The sequence below is a fragment of the Paracoccus angustae genome, from assembly GCF_042648745.1.
Classification (GTDB): domain Bacteria; phylum Pseudomonadota; class Alphaproteobacteria; order Rhodobacterales; family Rhodobacteraceae; genus Paracoccus; species Paracoccus angustae.
This window is the reverse complement of record NZ_JBHRXY010000014.1, coordinates 24571-41994: the sequence shown is the minus strand read 5'-3', so window position 1 is coordinate 41994 and position 17424 is coordinate 24571. Positions and strand designations below refer to the sequence as shown.

At 67.5% G+C, this 17424-nt stretch carries 19 protein-coding genes, 1 tRNA gene and 1 pseudogene; 16 read left to right on the top strand and 5 right to left on the bottom strand.

Annotated features, from left to right (window positions below):
* Positions 1 to 21: 21 nt before the first annotated feature.
* The 8 genes and pseudogenes from ACFOM8_RS15010 (at position 22) to ACFOM8_RS14975 (ending at position 7587) form a co-directional block, all read left to right on the top strand.
* Positions 22 to 1287 (top strand): Zn-dependent hydrolase, encoded by a 1266-nt coding sequence (locus ACFOM8_RS15010; protein WP_377762711.1) that lies wholly within the window; start codon positions 22 to 24, stop codon positions 1285 to 1287.
* Positions 1288 to 1360: 73 nt separating this feature from the next.
* Entirely contained in the window at positions 1361 to 2812 is a 1452-nt protein-coding gene (gene hydA / locus ACFOM8_RS15005; RefSeq protein ID WP_377762710.1) for a dihydropyrimidinase, read from the top strand.
* Positions 2813 to 3277, top strand: a complete 465-nt coding sequence (locus ACFOM8_RS15000; RefSeq protein WP_377762708.1) for a hypothetical protein — start codon at positions 2813 to 2815, stop codon at positions 3275 to 3277. It abuts the gene before it with no gap.
* A complete protein-coding gene (locus tag ACFOM8_RS14995) occupies positions 3270 to 4049 on the top strand; it encodes an ABC transporter ATP-binding protein (protein WP_377762706.1) in 780 nt (259 codons plus the stop codon). The genes ACFOM8_RS15000 and ACFOM8_RS14995 overlap by 8 nt, the downstream gene beginning before the upstream one ends.
* On the top strand, positions 4042 to 4941 hold the full coding sequence (locus ACFOM8_RS14990) for an ABC transporter permease (RefSeq protein ID WP_377762704.1): 900 nt from the start codon (positions 4042 to 4044) through the stop codon (positions 4939 to 4941). The genes ACFOM8_RS14995 and ACFOM8_RS14990 overlap by 8 nt, the downstream gene beginning before the upstream one ends.
* Entirely contained in the window at positions 4938 to 5783 is an 846-nt protein-coding gene (locus tag ACFOM8_RS14985; protein WP_377762703.1) for an ABC transporter permease, read from the top strand. The genes ACFOM8_RS14990 and ACFOM8_RS14985 overlap by 4 nt, the downstream gene beginning before the upstream one ends.
* Before the next feature lie 23 nt (positions 5784 to 5806).
* A complete protein-coding gene (locus tag ACFOM8_RS14980) occupies positions 5807 to 6787 on the top strand; it encodes an ABC transporter substrate-binding protein (RefSeq protein ID WP_377762701.1) in 981 nt (326 codons plus the stop codon).
* Between the two features lie 157 nt (positions 6788 to 6944).
* Positions 6945 to 7587, top strand: a pseudogene (locus tag ACFOM8_RS14975) (YitT family protein).
* 34 nt (positions 7588 to 7621) lie between these two features.
* Here ACFOM8_RS14975 and ACFOM8_RS14970 read toward each other — a convergent pair.
* Positions 7622 to 8623, bottom strand: coding sequence for a hypothetical protein (locus ACFOM8_RS14970; protein WP_377762699.1), 1002 nt, complete (start codon positions 8621 to 8623; stop codon positions 7622 to 7624).
* A gap of 135 nt (positions 8624 to 8758) precedes the next feature.
* Here ACFOM8_RS14970 and ACFOM8_RS14965 point away from each other — a divergent pair, with 135 nt between their 5' ends.
* The 7 genes from ACFOM8_RS14965 to ACFOM8_RS14935 all read left to right on the top strand — a co-directional run bounded on the left by ACFOM8_RS14965 (position 8759) and on the right by ACFOM8_RS14935 (position 14505).
* The gene (locus tag ACFOM8_RS14965; protein ID WP_377762697.1) at positions 8759 to 9094 is read left to right on the top strand and encodes a PepSY domain-containing protein; all 336 of its coding nucleotides are present in this window, start codon (positions 8759 to 8761) and stop codon (positions 9092 to 9094) included.
* A gap of 10 nt (positions 9095 to 9104) precedes the next feature.
* Positions 9105 to 9767, top strand: a complete 663-nt coding sequence (locus tag ACFOM8_RS14960) for a response regulator transcription factor (protein WP_377762696.1) — start codon at positions 9105 to 9107, stop codon at positions 9765 to 9767.
* Positions 9768 to 9777: 10 nt separating this feature from the next.
* Entirely contained in the window at positions 9778 to 11076 is a 1299-nt protein-coding gene (locus ACFOM8_RS14955; protein WP_377762694.1) for an ATP-binding protein, read from the top strand.
* 98 nt (positions 11077 to 11174) lie between these two features.
* Complete coding sequence (locus tag ACFOM8_RS14950; protein WP_377762692.1) at positions 11175 to 12533, top strand: NAD(P)-dependent oxidoreductase; 1359 nt, start codon at positions 11175 to 11177, stop codon at positions 12531 to 12533.
* A 12-nt stretch (positions 12534 to 12545) separates the two neighbouring features.
* Positions 12546 to 13847: an NAD-dependent dihydropyrimidine dehydrogenase subunit PreA gene (preA, locus tag ACFOM8_RS14945; RefSeq protein ID WP_377762690.1), complete on the top strand. Its 1302-nt coding sequence runs from the start codon at positions 12546 to 12548 to the stop codon at positions 13845 to 13847.
* A complete protein-coding gene (locus ACFOM8_RS14940) occupies positions 13844 to 14185 on the top strand; it encodes a type II toxin-antitoxin system HicA family toxin (protein ID WP_377762688.1) in 342 nt (113 codons plus the stop codon). Before preA ends, ACFOM8_RS14940 begins: the two co-directional genes overlap by 4 nt.
* On the top strand, positions 14131 to 14505 hold the full coding sequence (locus ACFOM8_RS14935; protein ID WP_377762687.1) for a type II toxin-antitoxin system HicB family antitoxin: 375 nt from the start codon (positions 14131 to 14133) through the stop codon (positions 14503 to 14505). The genes ACFOM8_RS14940 and ACFOM8_RS14935 overlap by 55 nt, the downstream gene beginning before the upstream one ends.
* Positions 14506 to 14525: 20 nt before the next feature.
* Here the strand turns inward: ACFOM8_RS14935 and ACFOM8_RS14930 are convergent.
* The 4 genes from ACFOM8_RS14930 to pdxH all read right to left on the bottom strand — a co-directional run bounded on the left by ACFOM8_RS14930 (position 14526) and on the right by pdxH (position 16509).
* Positions 14526 to 14602 (bottom strand) — tRNA-Pro (locus tag ACFOM8_RS14930).
* A gap of 40 nt (positions 14603 to 14642) precedes the next feature.
* Positions 14643 to 15146 carry a DUF192 domain-containing protein gene (locus tag ACFOM8_RS14925; RefSeq protein ID WP_377762685.1) on the bottom strand — a complete coding sequence of 168 codons (504 nt, stop codon included), beginning with the start codon at positions 15144 to 15146 and terminating at the stop codon, positions 14643 to 14645.
* Entirely contained in the window at positions 15133 to 15732 is a 600-nt protein-coding gene (locus ACFOM8_RS14920; protein ID WP_377762683.1) for a cold-shock protein, read from the bottom strand. The genes ACFOM8_RS14925 and ACFOM8_RS14920 overlap by 14 nt, the downstream gene beginning before the upstream one ends.
* Positions 15733 to 15894: 162 nt before the next feature.
* Complete coding sequence (pdxH, locus tag ACFOM8_RS14915) at positions 15895 to 16509, bottom strand: pyridoxamine 5'-phosphate oxidase (RefSeq protein WP_377762681.1); 615 nt, start codon at positions 16507 to 16509, stop codon at positions 15895 to 15897.
* 82 nt (positions 16510 to 16591) lie between these two features.
* On the opposite strand from pdxH, the gene fabI reads away from it, so the two are divergent.
* Positions 16592 to 17419, top strand: coding sequence for an enoyl-ACP reductase FabI (gene fabI, locus ACFOM8_RS14910; RefSeq protein WP_377762680.1), 828 nt, complete (start codon positions 16592 to 16594; stop codon positions 17417 to 17419).
* Positions 17420 to 17424: the final 5 nt, after the last annotated feature.

Here is a 17424-nt window from a genome sequence, read left to right as displayed (position 1 = left end):
GCCAGACAGGAAGGACGACAGATGACCGACGCCAGCGGGCCGGTTTCGGCTGCCAACATGAAGGTGGACGGCGAAAGGCTGTGGGACAGCCTGATGCAGATGGCCCGGATCGGTCCCGGCGTGGCCGGCGGCAACAACCGCCAGACCCTGACCGACGCCGATGCCGAGGGCCGCGCCCTGTTCCGCCGCTGGGCCGAGGAGGCGGGCATGACCATGGGCCTGGACCGGATGGGCAGCATGTTCATGCGCCACGAGGGGGCCGAGCCGGATCTTGACCCCGTTTACATCGGCAGCCACCTGGACACCCAGCCGACCGGAGGCAAGTTCGACGGCGTTCTGGGCGTGCTGTCGGGGCTGGAGGTGATCCGGTCCATCCGCGACATGGGCATCAGGACGCGCCGTCCCGTCGTGGTGGTGAACTGGACGAACGAGGAAGGCACGCGCTTCGCCCCCGCCATGCTGGCCTCCGGCGTCTTCGCGGGCGTGCTGACCGAGGATTACGCCAACAGCCGCACCGACGCCGAGGGCAGGCGCTTCGGGGACGAGCTGGACCGCATCGGCTGGCGCGGGGACGAGCCGCCGGGCGGCCGCAGGATGCACGCGATGTTCGAATACCATATCGAGCAGGGCCCGATCCTGGAGGCCGAGAACAAGCAGATCGGCGTCGTCACGCATGGCCAGGGCCTGTGGTGGTTGCAGGTGACGCTGACGGGGAAAGAGGCGCATACCGGATCGACGCCCATGTCCATGCGCGTGAACGCGGGCCTGGGCATGGCCCGCGTCATCGAGGCCGTGCACCGCATCGCCATGGACCACCAGCCCGACGCCGTTGGCGCCGTGGGCCAGGCGGATGTCTGGCCGAACAGCCGCAACGTGATCCCCGGCCGCGCGGTCTTCACCGTCGATTTCCGCTCGCCCGATCTGGCCAAGCTGAATGCGATGCGGGCGCGGCTGGAGGAAGAGGCGCCCCGCATCGCCGCCGGCCTGGGTCTGGGGATCGCCATCGAGCCGGTCGGCCATTTCGATCCGGTGGCCTTCGATCCCGGTCTGGTCGAGGTGGTGCGGGGCGCGGCGGAACGACTGGGTTACAGCCACATGAACATCGTCTCGGGCGCGGGTCACGACGCCTGCTGGATCAGCCGCGTCGCGCCCACGGTGATGATCATGTGCCCCTGCGTGGACGGGCTGTCCCACAACGAGGCCGAGGAGATCAGCCCCGAATGGGCAAGCGCGGGCGCTGACGTGCTGCTGCACGCGGTGCTGGATGCGGCAGAGGTTGTCCGCTGACGCGGACGAACGCCGGGGGCTTCGCGCCCCCGGACCCCCGCGGGATATTTGAACAAAGATGAAAGGGATGGGGATGAGCACGGTTATACGGAACGGCACCATCGTCACCGCCGACCTTTCCTGCAAGGCCGACGTTCTGGTCGAGGGCGGGCGCATTGCCGCCATCGGCCAGGGGCTGACCGGCGACAGGGTTCTGGACGCGACCGGCTGCTATGTCATGCCGGGCGGCATCGACCCGCATACGCATCTGGAGATGCCCTTCATGGGCACCTATTCCGCCGACGATTTCGACAGCGGCACGCGGGCGGCGCTGGCGGGCGGAACGACGATGGTGGTGGACTTCGCCCTGCCCTCGCCCGGTCAGGGGCTGCTGGATGCGTTGCGGATGTGGGACAACAAGTCGGGGCGGGCGCATTGCGATTACAGCTTCCACATGGCCGTGACCTGGTGGAGCGAGCAGGTTTGGGACGAGATGCAGGCGGTGGTGGATCGCGGCATCACCAGCTTCAAGCATTTCATGGCCTACAAGGGCGCGCTGATGGTGAACGACGACGAGTTGTTCAGCAGCTTCCGCCGGGTGGGCGATCTGGGCGGCGTGGCCCTGGTCCATGCCGAGAACGGCGACGTGGTGGCCGAACTCTCCGCCCGGCTGCTGGCCGAGGGCAACACCGGCCCCGAGGCCCACGCCTATTCCCGTCCCCCGCAGGTCGAGGGCGAGGCCACCAACCGCGCCATCATGGTGGCCGACATGGCGGGCGTGCCGCTGTATGTCGTGCATGTCAGTTGCGAGGACAGCCACGAGGCGATCCGCCGTGCGCGGGCGCAGGGCAAGCGGGTCTGGGGCGAGCCGCTGATCCAGCACCTGACGCTGGACGAAAGCGAGTATTTCAACCCCGACTGGGACCATGCCGCGCGGCGCGTCATGTCGCCGCCCTTCCGCGACAAGCGGCACCAGGACAGCCTGTGGGCGGGGCTGCAATCGGGTTCCCTGTCGGTGGTGGCGACCGATCATTGCGCCTTCACCACAGCGCAGAAGCGCACGGGGGTGGGCGATTTTACCAAGATCCCCAACGGCACCGGGGGGTTAGAGGACCGGATGCCGATGCTGTGGACGCATGGGGTGACGACCGGGCGGCTGACGCCGAACGAGTTCGTGGCCGTCACCTCGACCAACATCGCCAAGATCCTGGGGATGTATCCCAGAAAGGGCGCGGTGCTGGTGGGGTCGGATGCCGATCTGGTGGTCTGGGACCCCGAGGCGGAGAAGGTGATCAGCGCAGAAAGCCAGCAGTCGGCAATTGATTACAACGTGTTCGAAGGGCAGCGGGTGAAGGGCCTGCCGCGATACGTTCTGACGCGGGGGGTGGTGGCGGTGACGGACGGCACGCTGGATAGCCGCGAAGGGCATGGAGAGTTCGTCGCCCGAGAGCCGCGCGGCACGGTGAACCGGGCGCTGTCGGCCTGGAAAGAACTGACCGCGCCGAGGCCGGTGGAGCGGTCGGGCATTCCGGCAAGCGGGGTTTGAATGGTCCGCTGGCTCAGACATCACGGGCTGGACTCGCGGATTGCGGCTCTGATCTTCGCCACCCTTTCGGCAACGGTCTTGGTTGGGGGCATGTTGCAAGAAGCGTTGCTGGCGGCTTTTTCGGAAAGAGCAGGTCCGCTTTTCACCGCGCCGCTAGCCGTTCTGATAGGCATGGCGATGCTTGCGCCTGCGCTTCTCGTCTTCTGGTTCTTGCCTTCCCTGGCGCTGTTTGCCCTTGCCGTCAGCCTCACCCGGCAATTTGCCGGGGCACGATCAGCCTTCGACTGGGCGGCACTGGTGACTGCCACCTCTACCCTGACTGTCGTTGCAATCATCTTTGTCACCGAAGGAGCAACTGTTGGCGAAGCTGTCGACATGATAGGTCTGCCTGGCGCCATTTACGTTGCCGTAGCGCCGCTCATGGCACGGCTGATCTATGCAGGAATGCCGACCCGCGATGCATGAATCTGTCATCACCGCCCGCGACGTTTCCCTCATCTTCCCCACCGCCGACGGCCCCGTCCACGCGCTGAAGGACGTCAGCCTCACCATCGACCGCGGCGATTTCGTCAGCTTCATCGGTCCCTCGGGCTGCGGCAAGACCACCTTCCTGCGGGCCATCGCCGCCCTGGAAACCCCCACCGGCGGGACGCTGTCCGTCAACGGCATGACGCCCGACGCGGCGCGGCGTGCCCGCGCCTATGGCTATGTCTTCCAGGCTCCGGGGCTTTATCCCTGGCGCACCATCGCAGGGAACATCGGCCTGCCGTTGGAGATCATGGGCTTTTCCCGCGCCGACCGGGCGCAGCGGATCCAGCGCGTGCTGGACCTCGTGGACCTGACCGGCTTCGGGGGCAAATATCCCTGGCAGCTTTCGGGCGGAATGCAGCAGCGCGCCTCGATCGCGCGCGCCCTGGCCTTCGACGCCGACATCCTGCTGATGGACGAACCCTTCGGCGCCCTGGACGAGATCGTGCGCGACCGTCTGAACGAGGCGCTGCTGAAGTTGTGGAAGAAGACCGGCAAGACCATCGGCTTCGTCACCCATTCCATCCCCGAGGCGGTGTATCTCTCCACCAAGATCGTTGTCATGTCGCCGCGCCCCGGCCGGATCACGCGGATCATCGACAGCCCCCTGCCCCGCGACCGGCCATTGGAGATCCGCGACACGCCCGAGTTCATCGCGCTTGCCCAGCAGGTCCGCGAGGGCCTGCGCGAGGGCCACGGCCATGACTGAGGCGGCCGCGGATGATGGGGCAAACCCCACCCTTCGGGGCGGTTTGCCCGTCCTGACCGTGCTGCTGGCGATTGTCGCCGTCTGGTACGGAGCGGCAATCTGGATGAACGCCCCTTGGGTGCGCGATCAGGCGGCCCGCGCCGAAACCGTGCTGACCGCCGGCGACCTGATGCGCCAAACCCTGACGCTGGAACGCCCGGTCCTGCCCGCGCCGCATCAGGTGGCGGCCGGGCTGTGGGAGGGGGTGGCGGGCCAGAAGATCACCTCGAAGCGCAGCCTGGTCTGGCACGGCTGGATCACGCTGTCGGCGACCCTGGCGGGCTTTGCCATCGGCACGCTGGCAGGGATCGCGTTGGCCGTGGGCATCGTCCACAACCGCGCCATGGACCAGTCGGTGATGCCCTGGGCGGTCGCCAGCCAGACGGTGCCGATCCTGGCCATCGCCCCCATGGTGATCGTGGTCATGGCAAGCGCGGGGATCACCGGCCTTTTGCCCAAGGCGATCATCGCGGCCTGGCTGTCCTTCTTTCCGGTTCTTGTCGGCATGGTGAAGGGATTGCGCACCCCCGACGCGATGCAGCTTGACCTGATGCACAGCTGGAACGCCAGCCGCGCGCAGGTCTTCTGGCGCCTGCGGATGCCCAGTTCGCTGCCCTTCCTGTTCGCCAGCCTCAAGGTCGCCATCGCCGCCGCCCTGGTCGGCACCATCGTGGGCGAGCTTCCGGCGGGCGCCACGGCGGGACTTGGCGCGCGGCTGCTGTCGGGCAGCTACTACGGGCAGACGGTGCAGATCTGGTCGGCGCTGTTCGCCGCCGCGATCCTGGCCGCCGTTCTGGTCATGCTGATCGGCGCGCTGGAAAGGCTGACGCTGCGCCGCATGGGGTTGGCATGACAAGCGCCTTGCCCATCATCGCGGTCTGGCTGGGCGCCTTGGCGCTGAACGCCTGGCTGGCCCGCTACGACACCCGGGCGACCCGGCTGGCGGTGGCGCTGATCTTCGGCGCCACGATCCTGGTGCTGTGGGAATTGGCGGTGCGGATCTATGCCGTGCCGCCGGTGATCCTGCCCGCGCCCAGCCGGATCGGCGCCAGCTTCGCGGCCAACACCGCGATCCTCTGGACCGATTTCGTGCAGACGATCCTGAAGGGCGCGCTGACCGGCTGGCTGATCGGCGCGGCCGCTGCCGTGCTGACCGCCATCGCCATCGACCGCAGCCCGTTCCTGCAACGCGGCCTGCTGCCCATCGGCAATTTCGTCGCCGCCCTGCCGATCGTCGGCATCGCGCCGATCCTGGTGATGTGGTTCGGCTTCGACTGGCAGTCCAAGGCCGCCGTGGTCGTGGTCATGGTGTTCTTCCCGATCCTGGTGAACACGGTCGCGGGGCTTGCCGCGGCCGATCCGATGCAGCGCGACCTGATGGCGACCTGGGCCGCGCCCTACCGCGCCAGCCTTTGGAAGCTGCGCCTGCCCGCCGCCATGCCGTTCCTGTTCAACGGGCTGAAGATCACCACCACGCTGGCCCTGATCGGCGCCATCGTGGCGGAATTCTTCGGCAGCCCGACCAAGGGCATGGGGTTTCGGATCTCGACCGCCGTGGGGCGGCTGGACCTGCCGCTGGTCTGGGCGGAAATCCTTGTGGCGGCCCTCGCGGGATCGCTGTTCTATGGCATCGTGGCGCTGATCGAGAAGAAGGTGACGTTCTGGCACCCGTCGCAGCGCCGTCAACGGGGCTGACGCCCCAACACAGGAGAGGGAAGATGAAGACATTGATGCTGGGCGCCGCCCTGATGTTTGCAGGCGGCGCGGCCGGGGCGCAGGAACTGACCCTGCAACTGAAATGGGTCACGCAGGCGCAGTTCGCCGGATACTATGTCGCCAAGGACAAGGGCTTCTACGAGGAGGAGGGCCTGGACGTGACCATCCTGCCCGGCGGCCCGGACATCGCGCCGACGCAGGTGCTGGCAGGCGGCGGGGCCGACGTGATCGTCGAATGGATGCCCGCGGCTCTTGCCGCGCGCGAAAAGGGCCTGCCCCTGGTCAACATCGCGCAGCCCTTCAAGGCATCGGGGATGATGCTGACCTGCCTCAAGGAAAGCGGCATCAGCGATCCCAAGACCGACTTCAAGGGCAAGACCCTGGGCGTCTGGTTTTCCGGCAACGAATACCCGTTCCTGTCCTGGATGAGCCAGCTTGGCCTGTCCACCGAAGGCGGCCCGGATGGGGTCACGGTCCTGAAGCAGGGCTTCAACGTCGATCCCCTGCTGCAAAAGCAGGCGGCCTGCATCAGCACCATGACCTATAACGAATATGGGCAAGTCCTCGACGCCGGCATCGCCCCCGACGATCTGGTGACGTTCAAATACGAGGATCAGGGCGTCGCCACGCTGGAGGACGGCCTTTACGTTCTGGAAAGCACGCTGGAGGACAGCGCCAAGGTGACCGATCTGGTCAAGTTCGTGCGCGCCAGCATGAAGGGCTGGAAATACGCCGAGGAGAACCCCGAGGAGGCCGCCCAGATCGTGCTGGACAACGACGAGACCGGCGCGCAGACCCTGGACCACCAGGTCCGCATGGTCACGGAGATCGGCAAGCTGACCGCCGGCAGCAACGGCGTGCTGGACGAGGCCGATTATCAGCGCACCGTGGACACGCTGATGGCGGGCGGTTCCGATCCGGTGATCTCGGCAGCGCCGGAAGGCGCCTTTACCCACATGATCACCGACCGCGCCTTCGACTGATCTTCTTTCTTGCCCGGATACCCTCGGGGTCTCAAGGCGGGGCCTCGCGGCGTCCGGGCGGAAGGCGGGATCGGAAAGGCGGTCCGGCGGATCTCTTTTCGGCAACAAAGGAACCGGCAGGGCCGGGCAAAAGGGGGGCGGACGGCCCCCCTTCCCCATGGCCCTTGCGTTGCCCCGAACCGCGCGGCATAGCCCCGGGCATGAGACCGCCGCCCCCCGGCACAGCTTCGCCGCCGACGCCCAGGGCATCGCACAAGGCAGCTTCATGGCCGCCGTCAGCGTGGTCCTGCTGACCCATCTGGGCTTTGCGACCGGACAAACGGCAGGGCTGGCGATCCTGATCTCCTATGCGGCGGGCTGGTCCTTCGGGCCGGTGTTCTTTGCCGTCAACATGCCGTTCTACTGGCTGGGCCGGAAACGCTTCGGGTCCGCCTTTGTCGCGAAAAGCTTCATGGCGGTGGCGATCCTGTCCGCCCTAACCCTGAACCCGACCCTGATCCTGCCGCCGCATCTGCGATTCGGCACCGTTCATCCGGCGATCGGCTGCCTGACCGGAGCGTGCTCGATCGCGCTGTTTCGCCACGGATCGTCCCTGGGGGGGCATCGGGATCGTGGGGCTTTACATCCAGGATGCCACGGGCGTCCGGGCCGGGTGGGTGCAACTGGGCTTTGATGCCATCCTGTTCGGGATTGCGCTGACGCCGCGCGACCCCGCAACGGCGGGGTGGAGCTTTCTGGGCGCGCTGATCCTGAACCTGACCATCGCGGTGAACCACCGCAAGGACCGCTATATCGCCTGATGCCGCAGGGGCGGTTGCCCGCCCCCAGGCCTGCTTATCGCGCCGTCTCGCGGACGACCTCGCCCTGCCGATCCAGTTCCAGCGTCACGGCTTCGCCCTGGGGATTGGTCGCCTCCAGCATCAGGCGGGGGCCCTGGGCGCGCAGGAATCCAAAGTCCTTGTAGCCCGCTTGCGTCAGTTTCCGATTGACCGCCACGGCGTCGAAGCCGGCCGGGACCGGCGCCGGGCCGCGCGCATCCGCCCCGCGCGGGCCGTCGCCGCGCTGGCCTTCGCGCGCATCCGCATTGCGCGGGCCTTCGCCGCGCGGGCCGTGGTCGCCGTGCTGGCCGGGGCCGCGGTCGCCGCGGCGTTCCTCGGCCGGGCGGTCTCCCTTCGGACCCCTGCCCTCCTCGCGGCCGAAACGCAGCACGCGGCCGTCGGCGTCGAACTCGGCGCGCATGTCATAGCCGTTGGCATCCTCGCCTTCGACCATGACGCGTCCATTGCGGTTCATGACCTCCTCGATGCGGTCGAACTGGCCGATCACCTCGTTGCCCCGGACGGCCTGGGGCAGCAGCGTGGAAACCAGATCGGCGGGGATCGCGGCGTCGTCCACCTCGACCCCGATCAGGCCGTTCTGCCGGTCGAACCGCGCCTCGATCTCGGCTCCGGTGGGCTGGCGGCCGTTGATCTCGACATGCTCGGGGCGCTGCTTGATCTCGGTGAGCGATCCGAACAGCGTCATCACCTGTTGTCCGCGCAGATCCGCCGGGACCATGGCGTCGACCAGCGATTGCGGCAGCACGCCGCCGTCCGCCTCGACCTCGATCAGGTTGCCCGCCATGTCGATCTTGGCCTCGATGTCTACGCCCTCGGCGGTGCGGCCTTCGATCTCGCGCGTGCCGTCGCGCTTGGTCTCGATCTCCAGGTTGTTCAGGTTCAGCCCCGCCAGCGGCGCGGGCAGATCGCCCGCGGCGGGGGCAGTTTGCGCCATGGCGTTCGTGCCGATCCCGGCGATCAATGCCAGCATGGCGGCTGATGTGGTGAATCTACGCATGACCATTGTCGTTGTCCTTTCCATTTTCCGGGCGGCATGGCGCCCTGACGAATCACGTTCTAACAACCCCTCGCCGAACGAATCGCCAATGGCCCGTTTGGTTTTCATTTGGGATCGCGCCGCTAGACTGGGGGCATGACCATGATCCGCGCCCTTGCCCTGTGCCTGCTGACCTGCGTCCCCGCGCAGGCCCAGGAGGTCGCGCCCGAGACGATCGACCAGTTCCGTCCCCTGCCCCTGCACCAGGTCGCGGCCGCGGTTTCGGAACGCTATGCGGGGCGGCTGCTGGCCGCCGACACCCGTGCCCCGCGGCCCGAGGAGCGCGGCCTGGGCGCAGAGCTGGTGTATCAGTTCCGGCTCGCGACACCGCAGCGGAACCTTTTGGACATCCGCATCGACGCGCGGACCGGGCGGTTCCTGTCCGTGTCGGGCCGGGGACAGCTTGCCGCCCGGCAGGCGGCGCAGGATTGAAGGAAACCCGATGCGCGCCTTGATCGTCGAGGATGACCCGGTCCTGTCGGGCCAGCTTGCCGCCGCCATGGCGGACGCGGGCTTTGTCACGGACTGCGCGAGGGATGGCGCGCGGGGCGAATACCTGGGGGCGACCGAATCCTACGACGTGGCGATCCTGGATCTGGGCCTTCCGGGAATGCCGGGGATCGAGGTGCTGACCCGCTGGCGCGACGCGGGGCTGGCCATGCCCGTGCTGATCCTGACCGCGCGGGGCGACTGGACCGACAAGGTGGCCGGGTTCCGCGCCGGGGCCGACGACTATGCCGTCAAGCCCTTCCGCCTGGACGAGGTCGTGCTGCGCTGCCAGACCCTGATCCGCCGGGCGGCGGGCCATGCCCGTCCGGTGATTCGCGCCGGCTCTCTGGTTCTGGACGGCCAGCTTGGCGTCATCACCCGCGACGGCGTCGCCCTGAAGCTGACCGCCTTCGAGCAGCGCATCCTGGCCTATCTGATCCACCACCAGAACCGCGTCGTCAGCCGCACGGAACTGTCCGATCATCTGTACGACGCCGACGCCGACCGCGACTTCAAGTCCATCGAGGTCGTGATCGGCCGCCTGCGCCGCAAGGTCGGCTTTGGCGTGATCGAGACCCGCCGGGGCGAGGGCTATCTGCTGCGGGCCGCCGGATGAGGGCGGGCGCATGATCCGGTCGATCCGGGGGCGGCTGCTGCTGCTGGCCGCCGCCTGGCTGGGGGCGGCGCTGCTGGCGGCGTTCCTGTTCATCTCGGCCCTGCTGGAGGATTTCGTGACCGACCGCTTCGACGCCGAGGCCGCCAGTCTTGCCGACGCGCTGCTGGCCGCGGTCGAGACGGACGAGGAAGGCCGGGTCGAACTGGACGATCCCCCCGCCGATCCGCGCTTTGACCTGCCCCTGACGGGCTGGTATTGGCAGATCCAGGTGGGGGATGCGGTGATCGCCCGGTCGGGATCGCTGCTGGACGGGCGCTTGCAGGCGCCCGCGGGCGATTTCGCGGGCGGCAAGGGCGTCGGGGCGGACGGCGCGGTTCTGCGCGTGCTGCGGCGGCAGGTCAGCCTGCCCGGCAGCGATGCGCCCGTCGCGGCAATCGTGACCGCGCCGCAAGGCCAGATCGACCACAGCCTGCGCCAGATCAGCCGCCCCCTGGGGATCGCGCTGGCCGGCCTGGGCATCGTCATGGCCGCCGCCAGCCTTGTGCAGGTCACCGCCGGGCTGGACAGCCTGAACCAGGTGCGCCGCGATCTGGCGCAGGTCCGCGCGGGCCACAAGAGCCGCCTGACCCCTCCGCCCGTCAGCGAGTTGCGCCCCCTGGCGGCCGAGATCAACGCGGCCCTGGACGGAAACGCCGCCCTGCTGGCCCGGTCGCGGCAGCATCTGGGCAACCTGGCCCATTCGCTGAAGACCCCCCTGGCCGCGCTGGCGAACGAGTTGCCCGCGGATCACAAGGGACAGGCGCTGATCGCCCGCATGGACCGGCTGATCGGCTGGCACCTGCGCCGCGCCCGGTCCGCCGGACCCCGCGCCCTGGGCCAGCGGACCCCGGTGCGCCCGGTGATCGACGACATCCTGATGGTGTTGCGCTGGCCCATGCAGGACAAGGGCATGACCGTTCGCATCGACTGCCCCGCCACCGCCGCCTTCGCCGGCGAGCGTCAGGATCTGGAGGAGATGATCGGCAACCTGACCGAGAACGCGGTGAAATGGGGCCGCGCCCGCTTGCAGATCACCGTCACGCGGGCCGATGCCCTGCGCATCCGCATCGAGGACGACGGCCCCGGCATGGCCGACACGGATGCCCCCCGCGCCCTGATTCGCGGGGGCCGTCTGGACGAACACGGCGCCTCGGGTTCCGGTCTGGGGCTGGCCATCGTGGCGGATCTGGCGGCGCTGCACGGCGGAAGCCTGCGGTTGGAGCGGTCGGACCTTGGCGGGCTGGCGGCCGTTCTGGGCCTGCCTGCCTGAAATCTTTGCAAAACGCGCCGGTCCAAGTTTTACCATTTGATAAAAAATCGGCCCTGTGCCAGCCTGATCCTTGCCAACAGGTGAGCCAGGAGACGCAAATGTCCCAAGCGAGACTGGCGCCGGGCGTTGTTCCCGGCCGCCTTACCCCCCACGAGCTGGCGGCGAACTTTGCCGATGTCGCCCCGCCCCTGGACGATCACGAAGCCCGCGTCGCTGCCGACCGCTGCTATTTCTGCCACGATGCGCCCTGCATCACGGCCTGCCCGACCAGCATCGACATTCCGCTGTTCATCCGCCAGATCGCCACGGGCACGCCCGACGCGGCGGCGATGACCATCTTTCACGCCAACATCCTGGGCGGCATGTGCGGCCGCGTCTGCCCGACCGAAAACCTCTGCGAAGGCGCCTGCGTCCGCACCGAGGCCGAGGGCAAGCCGGTCGCCATCGGCGCCCTGCAACGATACGCCACCGACGGGCTGATGGCGCAGGCCGGGCACCCGTTCCGCCGCGCCGCGCCCACCGGCAAGCGCGTCGCCGTGGTCGGCGCGGGACCGGCGGGCCTGGCCTGCGCGCACCGGCTGGCCGCCAAGGGCCATGAAGTCGTGATCTTCGAGGCGCGGCCCAAGCCTGGCGGGCTGAACGAATACGGCATCGCCAGCTACAAGGCGGTGGACGGCTTCGCCCAGGCCGAGGTGGACTGGCTGCTGGGCATCGGCGGCATCGCCCTGCGCCATGACCAGCGGTTGGGCCGCGACGTCACGCTGGAATCGCTGCGCGCGGAATACGACGCCGTGTTTCTGGGCATGGGCCTGGGCGGCGTTAACGCCCTGCGCGCCGAAGGCGAGGAACGGCGCAACGTGCTGGACGCGGTCAGCTTCATCCGCGACCTGCGGCAGGCCTCGGACCTGACGGCCCTGCCGGTGGGCCGCGATGTGGTGGTGATCGGCGGCGGCATGACGGCGGTGGACGCCGCCGTGCAGGCGAAACTGCTGGGGGCGGAAAACGTCACCATCGTTTATCGCCGCGACCAGTCGCAGATGGGCGCCAGCCGCCACGAACAGAACCACGCCACCAGCGCCGGGGTCCGCATCATCTGCAATGCCGCCCCCCTGAAGGTCCACGGCAACGGCGCCGTGGTCGAGGTCGAATTCGCCCACACCGCCGTCGATCCCGACGGCGGGCTGCACCTGACCGGCGACCGCTTCCGCCTGAAGGCCGACCAGGTGTTCCGCGCCATCGGGCAACGCCTGGACGGCGTGCCCCAAGACCTCGCGCTTGACGGGGGCAAGATCGCCGTTGACGGCTTTGGCCGCACCGGCGTCCCCGGCGTCTGGGCGGGGGGCGACTGCGCGGCGGGGGGCGACGACCTGACCGTCACCGCCGTGGCCCAGGGCCGCGACGCCGCCGAGGACATCGACGCCCATCTGACCGGCCGCCCGGTCGAGCTTCCCGGCTGAGGAGACATCATCATGGCAGACCTGCGCAGCGATTTCGTCGGGATCAAGTCCCCCAACCCGTTCTGGCTGGCCTCGGCACCGCCCACGGACAAGGAATACAACGTCCGCCGCGCCTTTCAGGCCGGATGGGGCGGCGTGGTGTGGAAGACGCTGGGGTCCGAGGGCCCGCCCGTCGTCAACGTGAACGGCCCCCGCTACGGCGTGATCCACGGTCCCGACCGCCGGGTGCTGGGGCTGAACAACATCGAACTGATCACCGACCGCCCGCTGGAGGTGAACCTGCGCGAGATCAAGCAGGTCAAGCGCGACTATCCCGACCGCGCCCTGGTCATTTCGCTGATGGTCCCCTGCGACGAGCAATCCTGGCGCGACATCCTGTCCCGGATCGAGGATACCGGCGCCGACGGGGTGGAACTGAACTTCGGCTGCCCCCATGGCATGTCCGAACGCGGCATGGGATCCGCCGTGGGCCAGGTGCCCGAATACATCGAGATGGTGACGCGGTGGGTCAAGCAGTATTCGCGGATGCCCTGCATCGTGAAGCTGACGCCCAACATCACCGATGTGAGGAAACCGGCCGAAGCCGCAAGGCGCGGCGGCGCCGATGCGGTCAGCCTGATCAACACGATCAATTCCATCACCAGCGTCGATCTGGACCTGTTCGCGCCCGAACCCACCATCGACGGCAAGGGCGCCCATGGCGGCTATTGCGGGCCTGCCGTCAAGCCCATCGCCCTGAACATGGTGGCCGAGATCGCGCGCAACCCCGCCACCCACGGCCTGCCGATCAGCGGCATCGGCGGCGTCACGACCTGGCGCGACGCGGCCGAGTTCATGGCGCTTGGCGCGGGTACGGTGCAGGTCTGCACGGCGGCCATGACCTATGGCTTCAAGGTCGTGCAGGAGATGATCTCGGGCCTGCGCGATTACCTGGACAGCCACGACATGGCGATGCCGGACCTGATCGGCCGCGCGGTGCCCAACGTCACCGACTGGAACCAGCTGAACCTCAACTATGTCACCAAGGCCCGCATCGACCAGGATCTTTGCATCAAGTGCGGCCGCTGCTATGCCGCCTGCGAGGATACCAGCCATCAGGCCATCGCCATGCTTCCTGGCCGCGTGTTCGAGGTGAAGGAAGACGAATGCGTCGCCTGCAACCTGTGCCTGGATGTCTGCCCCGTCGAGAACTGCATCGACATGCGCGAGCTTGCCGTCGGAGAGATCGACCTGCGCACCGGCATTCGCCGGGGTCCTTATGCCAACTGGACCACGCATCCGAACAACCCCATGGCCGTCAAGGCGGCGGAGTGAGGACCGGTTGCAGTTCCCCGTCGGCTTTCCAGGACAGGCGTTTCCATGCCCCACGGGCCGGGGCGGCGGACCTGGACACCAGGTCGCGGCGGCTCCTGGCGCTGCTGAAAGCCCCAGAGATCGAAGACGTTTCGCAGAAGCGATCCCGCCCGACGCTTCGGAGACGGGAAAGAACCGTCATTCGTCCGCATCCCGAAAAGGATCTGCCGTTTGGGACGATCAGAAGCATTCATCGGCAGTCCGGGCTTCTGGATCGAACCCCGTCCGCCAAGGATCGGAATCCATGCGCCATTTCGCGGCCATCGTCCATCAGGAGGGGGACAGCGCCTTTGGCCTGATCTTTCCCGATCTTCCCGGCCGCCTCGCGGCGGCTGACGACTGGAACGCCCTCCTGTCCGCCGCAACCGAGGCGGTGGATCCGTGGTTCGAGGATATGCGCGATGTCGAGCCGTCGAGCCTTGACACGCTGCGCCAATGCGCGGCTGTCCGGGAAGAACTGGCGGCAGGGGGTGTTCTGCTGCTTCTTTCCTACATCCCCGCAAACAGGACAGTCGAGCGGATCAATGTCACCGCAAAGGCGGGGCTGCGGCGGGCGATTGACAGGCCGGGCGGGCGCAACGCGGGGCGACCCGGTCCCCGACTCCGCCGCGCGCCATGAACTGACGGGTGCGTGATCCGTGGTCGGGGCGAGAAGATTCGAACTTCCGGCCTACGGTACCCAAAACCGTCGCGCTACCAGGCTGCGCTACGCCCCGACGGGTTCCGTTTAGCGGATCGCGGCGCCGGGGAAAAGCCCTAGCGGCAGGGCAGCGCTGCCGAATCCTGGCGCAGCCGGGGATGGGCCATCGGCTGGCCCACGGCAAGACCCAGCCGGTCCGCCTCGCCCCCGCCGATTTCCAGGATCATCTGCCGCTCGGGCCTCGGGTCGCCGGGCGCGGCGCCGGGAATGGGGGTTTCGTCCAGCGGCACGGCGTTGCGGTGGATATGGCGGATGGTGCCGGTCTGGTCCAGAAAGACCAGATCCAGCGGGATAAAGGTGTTGCGCATCCAGAAGCTGACGGCGCGCGGGCTGTCATAGATGAACAGCATCCCCGTTCCCGGGTCCAGCTTGCGCCGGAACATCAGCCCGCGCGCACGCTCGGCCTCGTTGTCGGCGACCTCGACCCGGACCGCCACGGGATCGCCGCCGGTCCGAAAGGTGACGCGATCCGGCGAGCAGTCCACAGGCGTGGCGGCCGCGGCGACCGACGCGCCCGACCACAGCAACAGGGCCGCAAGCGCCGCCTTATTCCGCGACATGCGTGATGAAGTCCTTGACCTCTTGCGCCTGGTCGCCGAAGCCCGGAGCGTCCAGAGACCTGGCGCCCTGCTCGGTTCCCCGGTCCCAGCTGGTGACCTGCGCCGCCATCAGCCCGCGCGGGCCTTCCACCACGCGGATGCCGATCGCCTCGCCGATGGTCAGGTCGGCAAAGCCGGAATGGCGCAGCACCTCGACATGCAGGAAAACGTCGTCGGGATGACCGAAGATGTTGGCGAATCCGAAACCCTTGGCCTTGTCGAACCACTTGACGCGCGCGGGCCGCAAGGGAAGCGTCTCAAGATGCTCGATCACGCCGTTGTCCAGATCCGCGATGGGCGCCCCTTCCGACAGCGGAGGCTCGATCGACACCACTTCGGTCGCTTGCAGGCCGCGTTGCGTCGGCTGCATCCACACGGTCACGCGCGACTGGTCGGCGACCGAACTGCGCCCGAAATTCCGCAGAACATTGGCGTGCAGCAGGATGTCCGCGCCGCCTTCCTCGTTCAGGATGAAGCCATAGCCCTTGGTCGGGTCGAACCACTTGACCAGCCCGGATACCAGCTTCGATCCTTTCTCTTCCGTCATCTTCCCACCACATGCGCACTGCGCGTCTTTGTTTTATCCTCGAATCAACCACAAAACCGTTCAAAAGTGCCCGACGAGCGGCGGTCAATCACGGAAAACAATGGCGAGCAAACAACTCAATGCATTTCCCATGGTCAGATACCAGGCACTTCTCGTCAAGCCCTAGGGTGATAAACGCTGAACAAACCAGTTGCCGCTCGCCTCTTTGTCCCACCGAAAGCGGTCATGCAACCGGAAAGCGCCGTCTGCCCAGAACTCGATCTGGATCGGAGCAATTCGGAACCCTCCCCAGAACGCGGGACGCGGCGGACGGGTTCCGTAACGTAAACTCAGTTTCGCGACCTCGGCTGCCAGCGCGGCGCGGCTTTCCAGCGGCTGCGACTGGCGCGAGGCCCAGGCCCCCAGCCGGCTTTGCAGCGCGCGGCTGTTGTAATAGGCATCGGCCTGCGCGCCCTCGACCCGGGTGACATGGCCGCGGACGCGGATCTGGCGGCGCAGGGATTTCCAGTGCATCACAAAGGCGGCCTTGCCGGTCGCGGCGATCTGGCGTCCCTTGGCGCTGTCGTAGTTGGTGTAGAAGACAAAGCCGCCCTCCACCCCCTGCCCTTCGATTTCCTTCAGCAGAACCATGCGCGCGTCGGGCATTCCGTTCTCGTCCACGGTGGCCAGCGCGATGGCGTTGGGGTCGTTCGGTTCGGTCTTTTCGGCCTCGGCCAGCCAGCGGCGGGCGATGTCGAAGGGGTCGTCGCCCGCGAACAGTCCGTCTCGATCAGCCATGGTGCTTGTCCTTGCGCTTGATGCTTGCACCCCTTTGGCCTAAGCACCTTTCACAAAGGGTTGAAAGCGCGGAAGGCAGCACATGTCAAGCGAGCAGAAGCAGGGTCTGATGGCCGGAAAACGCGGTCTCGTCATGGGATTGGCGAATGACAAGTCGATTGCCTGGGGCATCGCCCGCGCCGTCGCCGCCGAAGGGGCCGAGCTTGCGTTTTCCTATCAGGGCGAGGCGCTGAAGAAACGCGTCGATCCGCTGGCCGCGCAGCTTGGATCGTCCCTGGTGCTGCCCTGCGATGTCAGCGAGGAATCCTCGATCGACGCGCTGTTCCAGACCCTTCGGCAGGAATGGGGCAGCCTGGATTTCGTGGTCCACGCCATCGGCTTTTCCGACAAGGACCAGCTTCGCGGCCGTTACGCCGACACGACCCGCGACAATTTCCTGATGACGATGGACATCTCGGTCTATTCCTTCACCGCCGTGGCGCGGCATGCGTCGGCCATGATGCCCAACGGGGGCAGCCTGCTGACGCTGACCTATTACGGGGCCGAGCGCGTCATGCCGCATTACAACGTGATGGGCGTGGCAAAGGCCGCGCTCGAGGCCAGCGTGCGCTATCTGGCCGAGGATCTGGGCAAGGACGGCATCCGCGTCAACGCCATCAGCGCCGGGCCGATCAAGACGCTGGCCGCCAGCGGCATCGGCGATTTCCGCTACATCATGAAGTGGAACGAACTGAACTCGCCTTTGAGGCGCAATGTCACGCAAGAGGACGTGGGCAACTCCGCCCTGTATCTGCTGTCGCGGCTTGGCGCGGGCGTGACCGGAGAGACGCATCACGTCGATGCGGGCTATCACGTGGTCGGCATGAAGGCGGTCGATGCGCCCGATATCGCCACGGTCAAGAAGGACTGACCGCG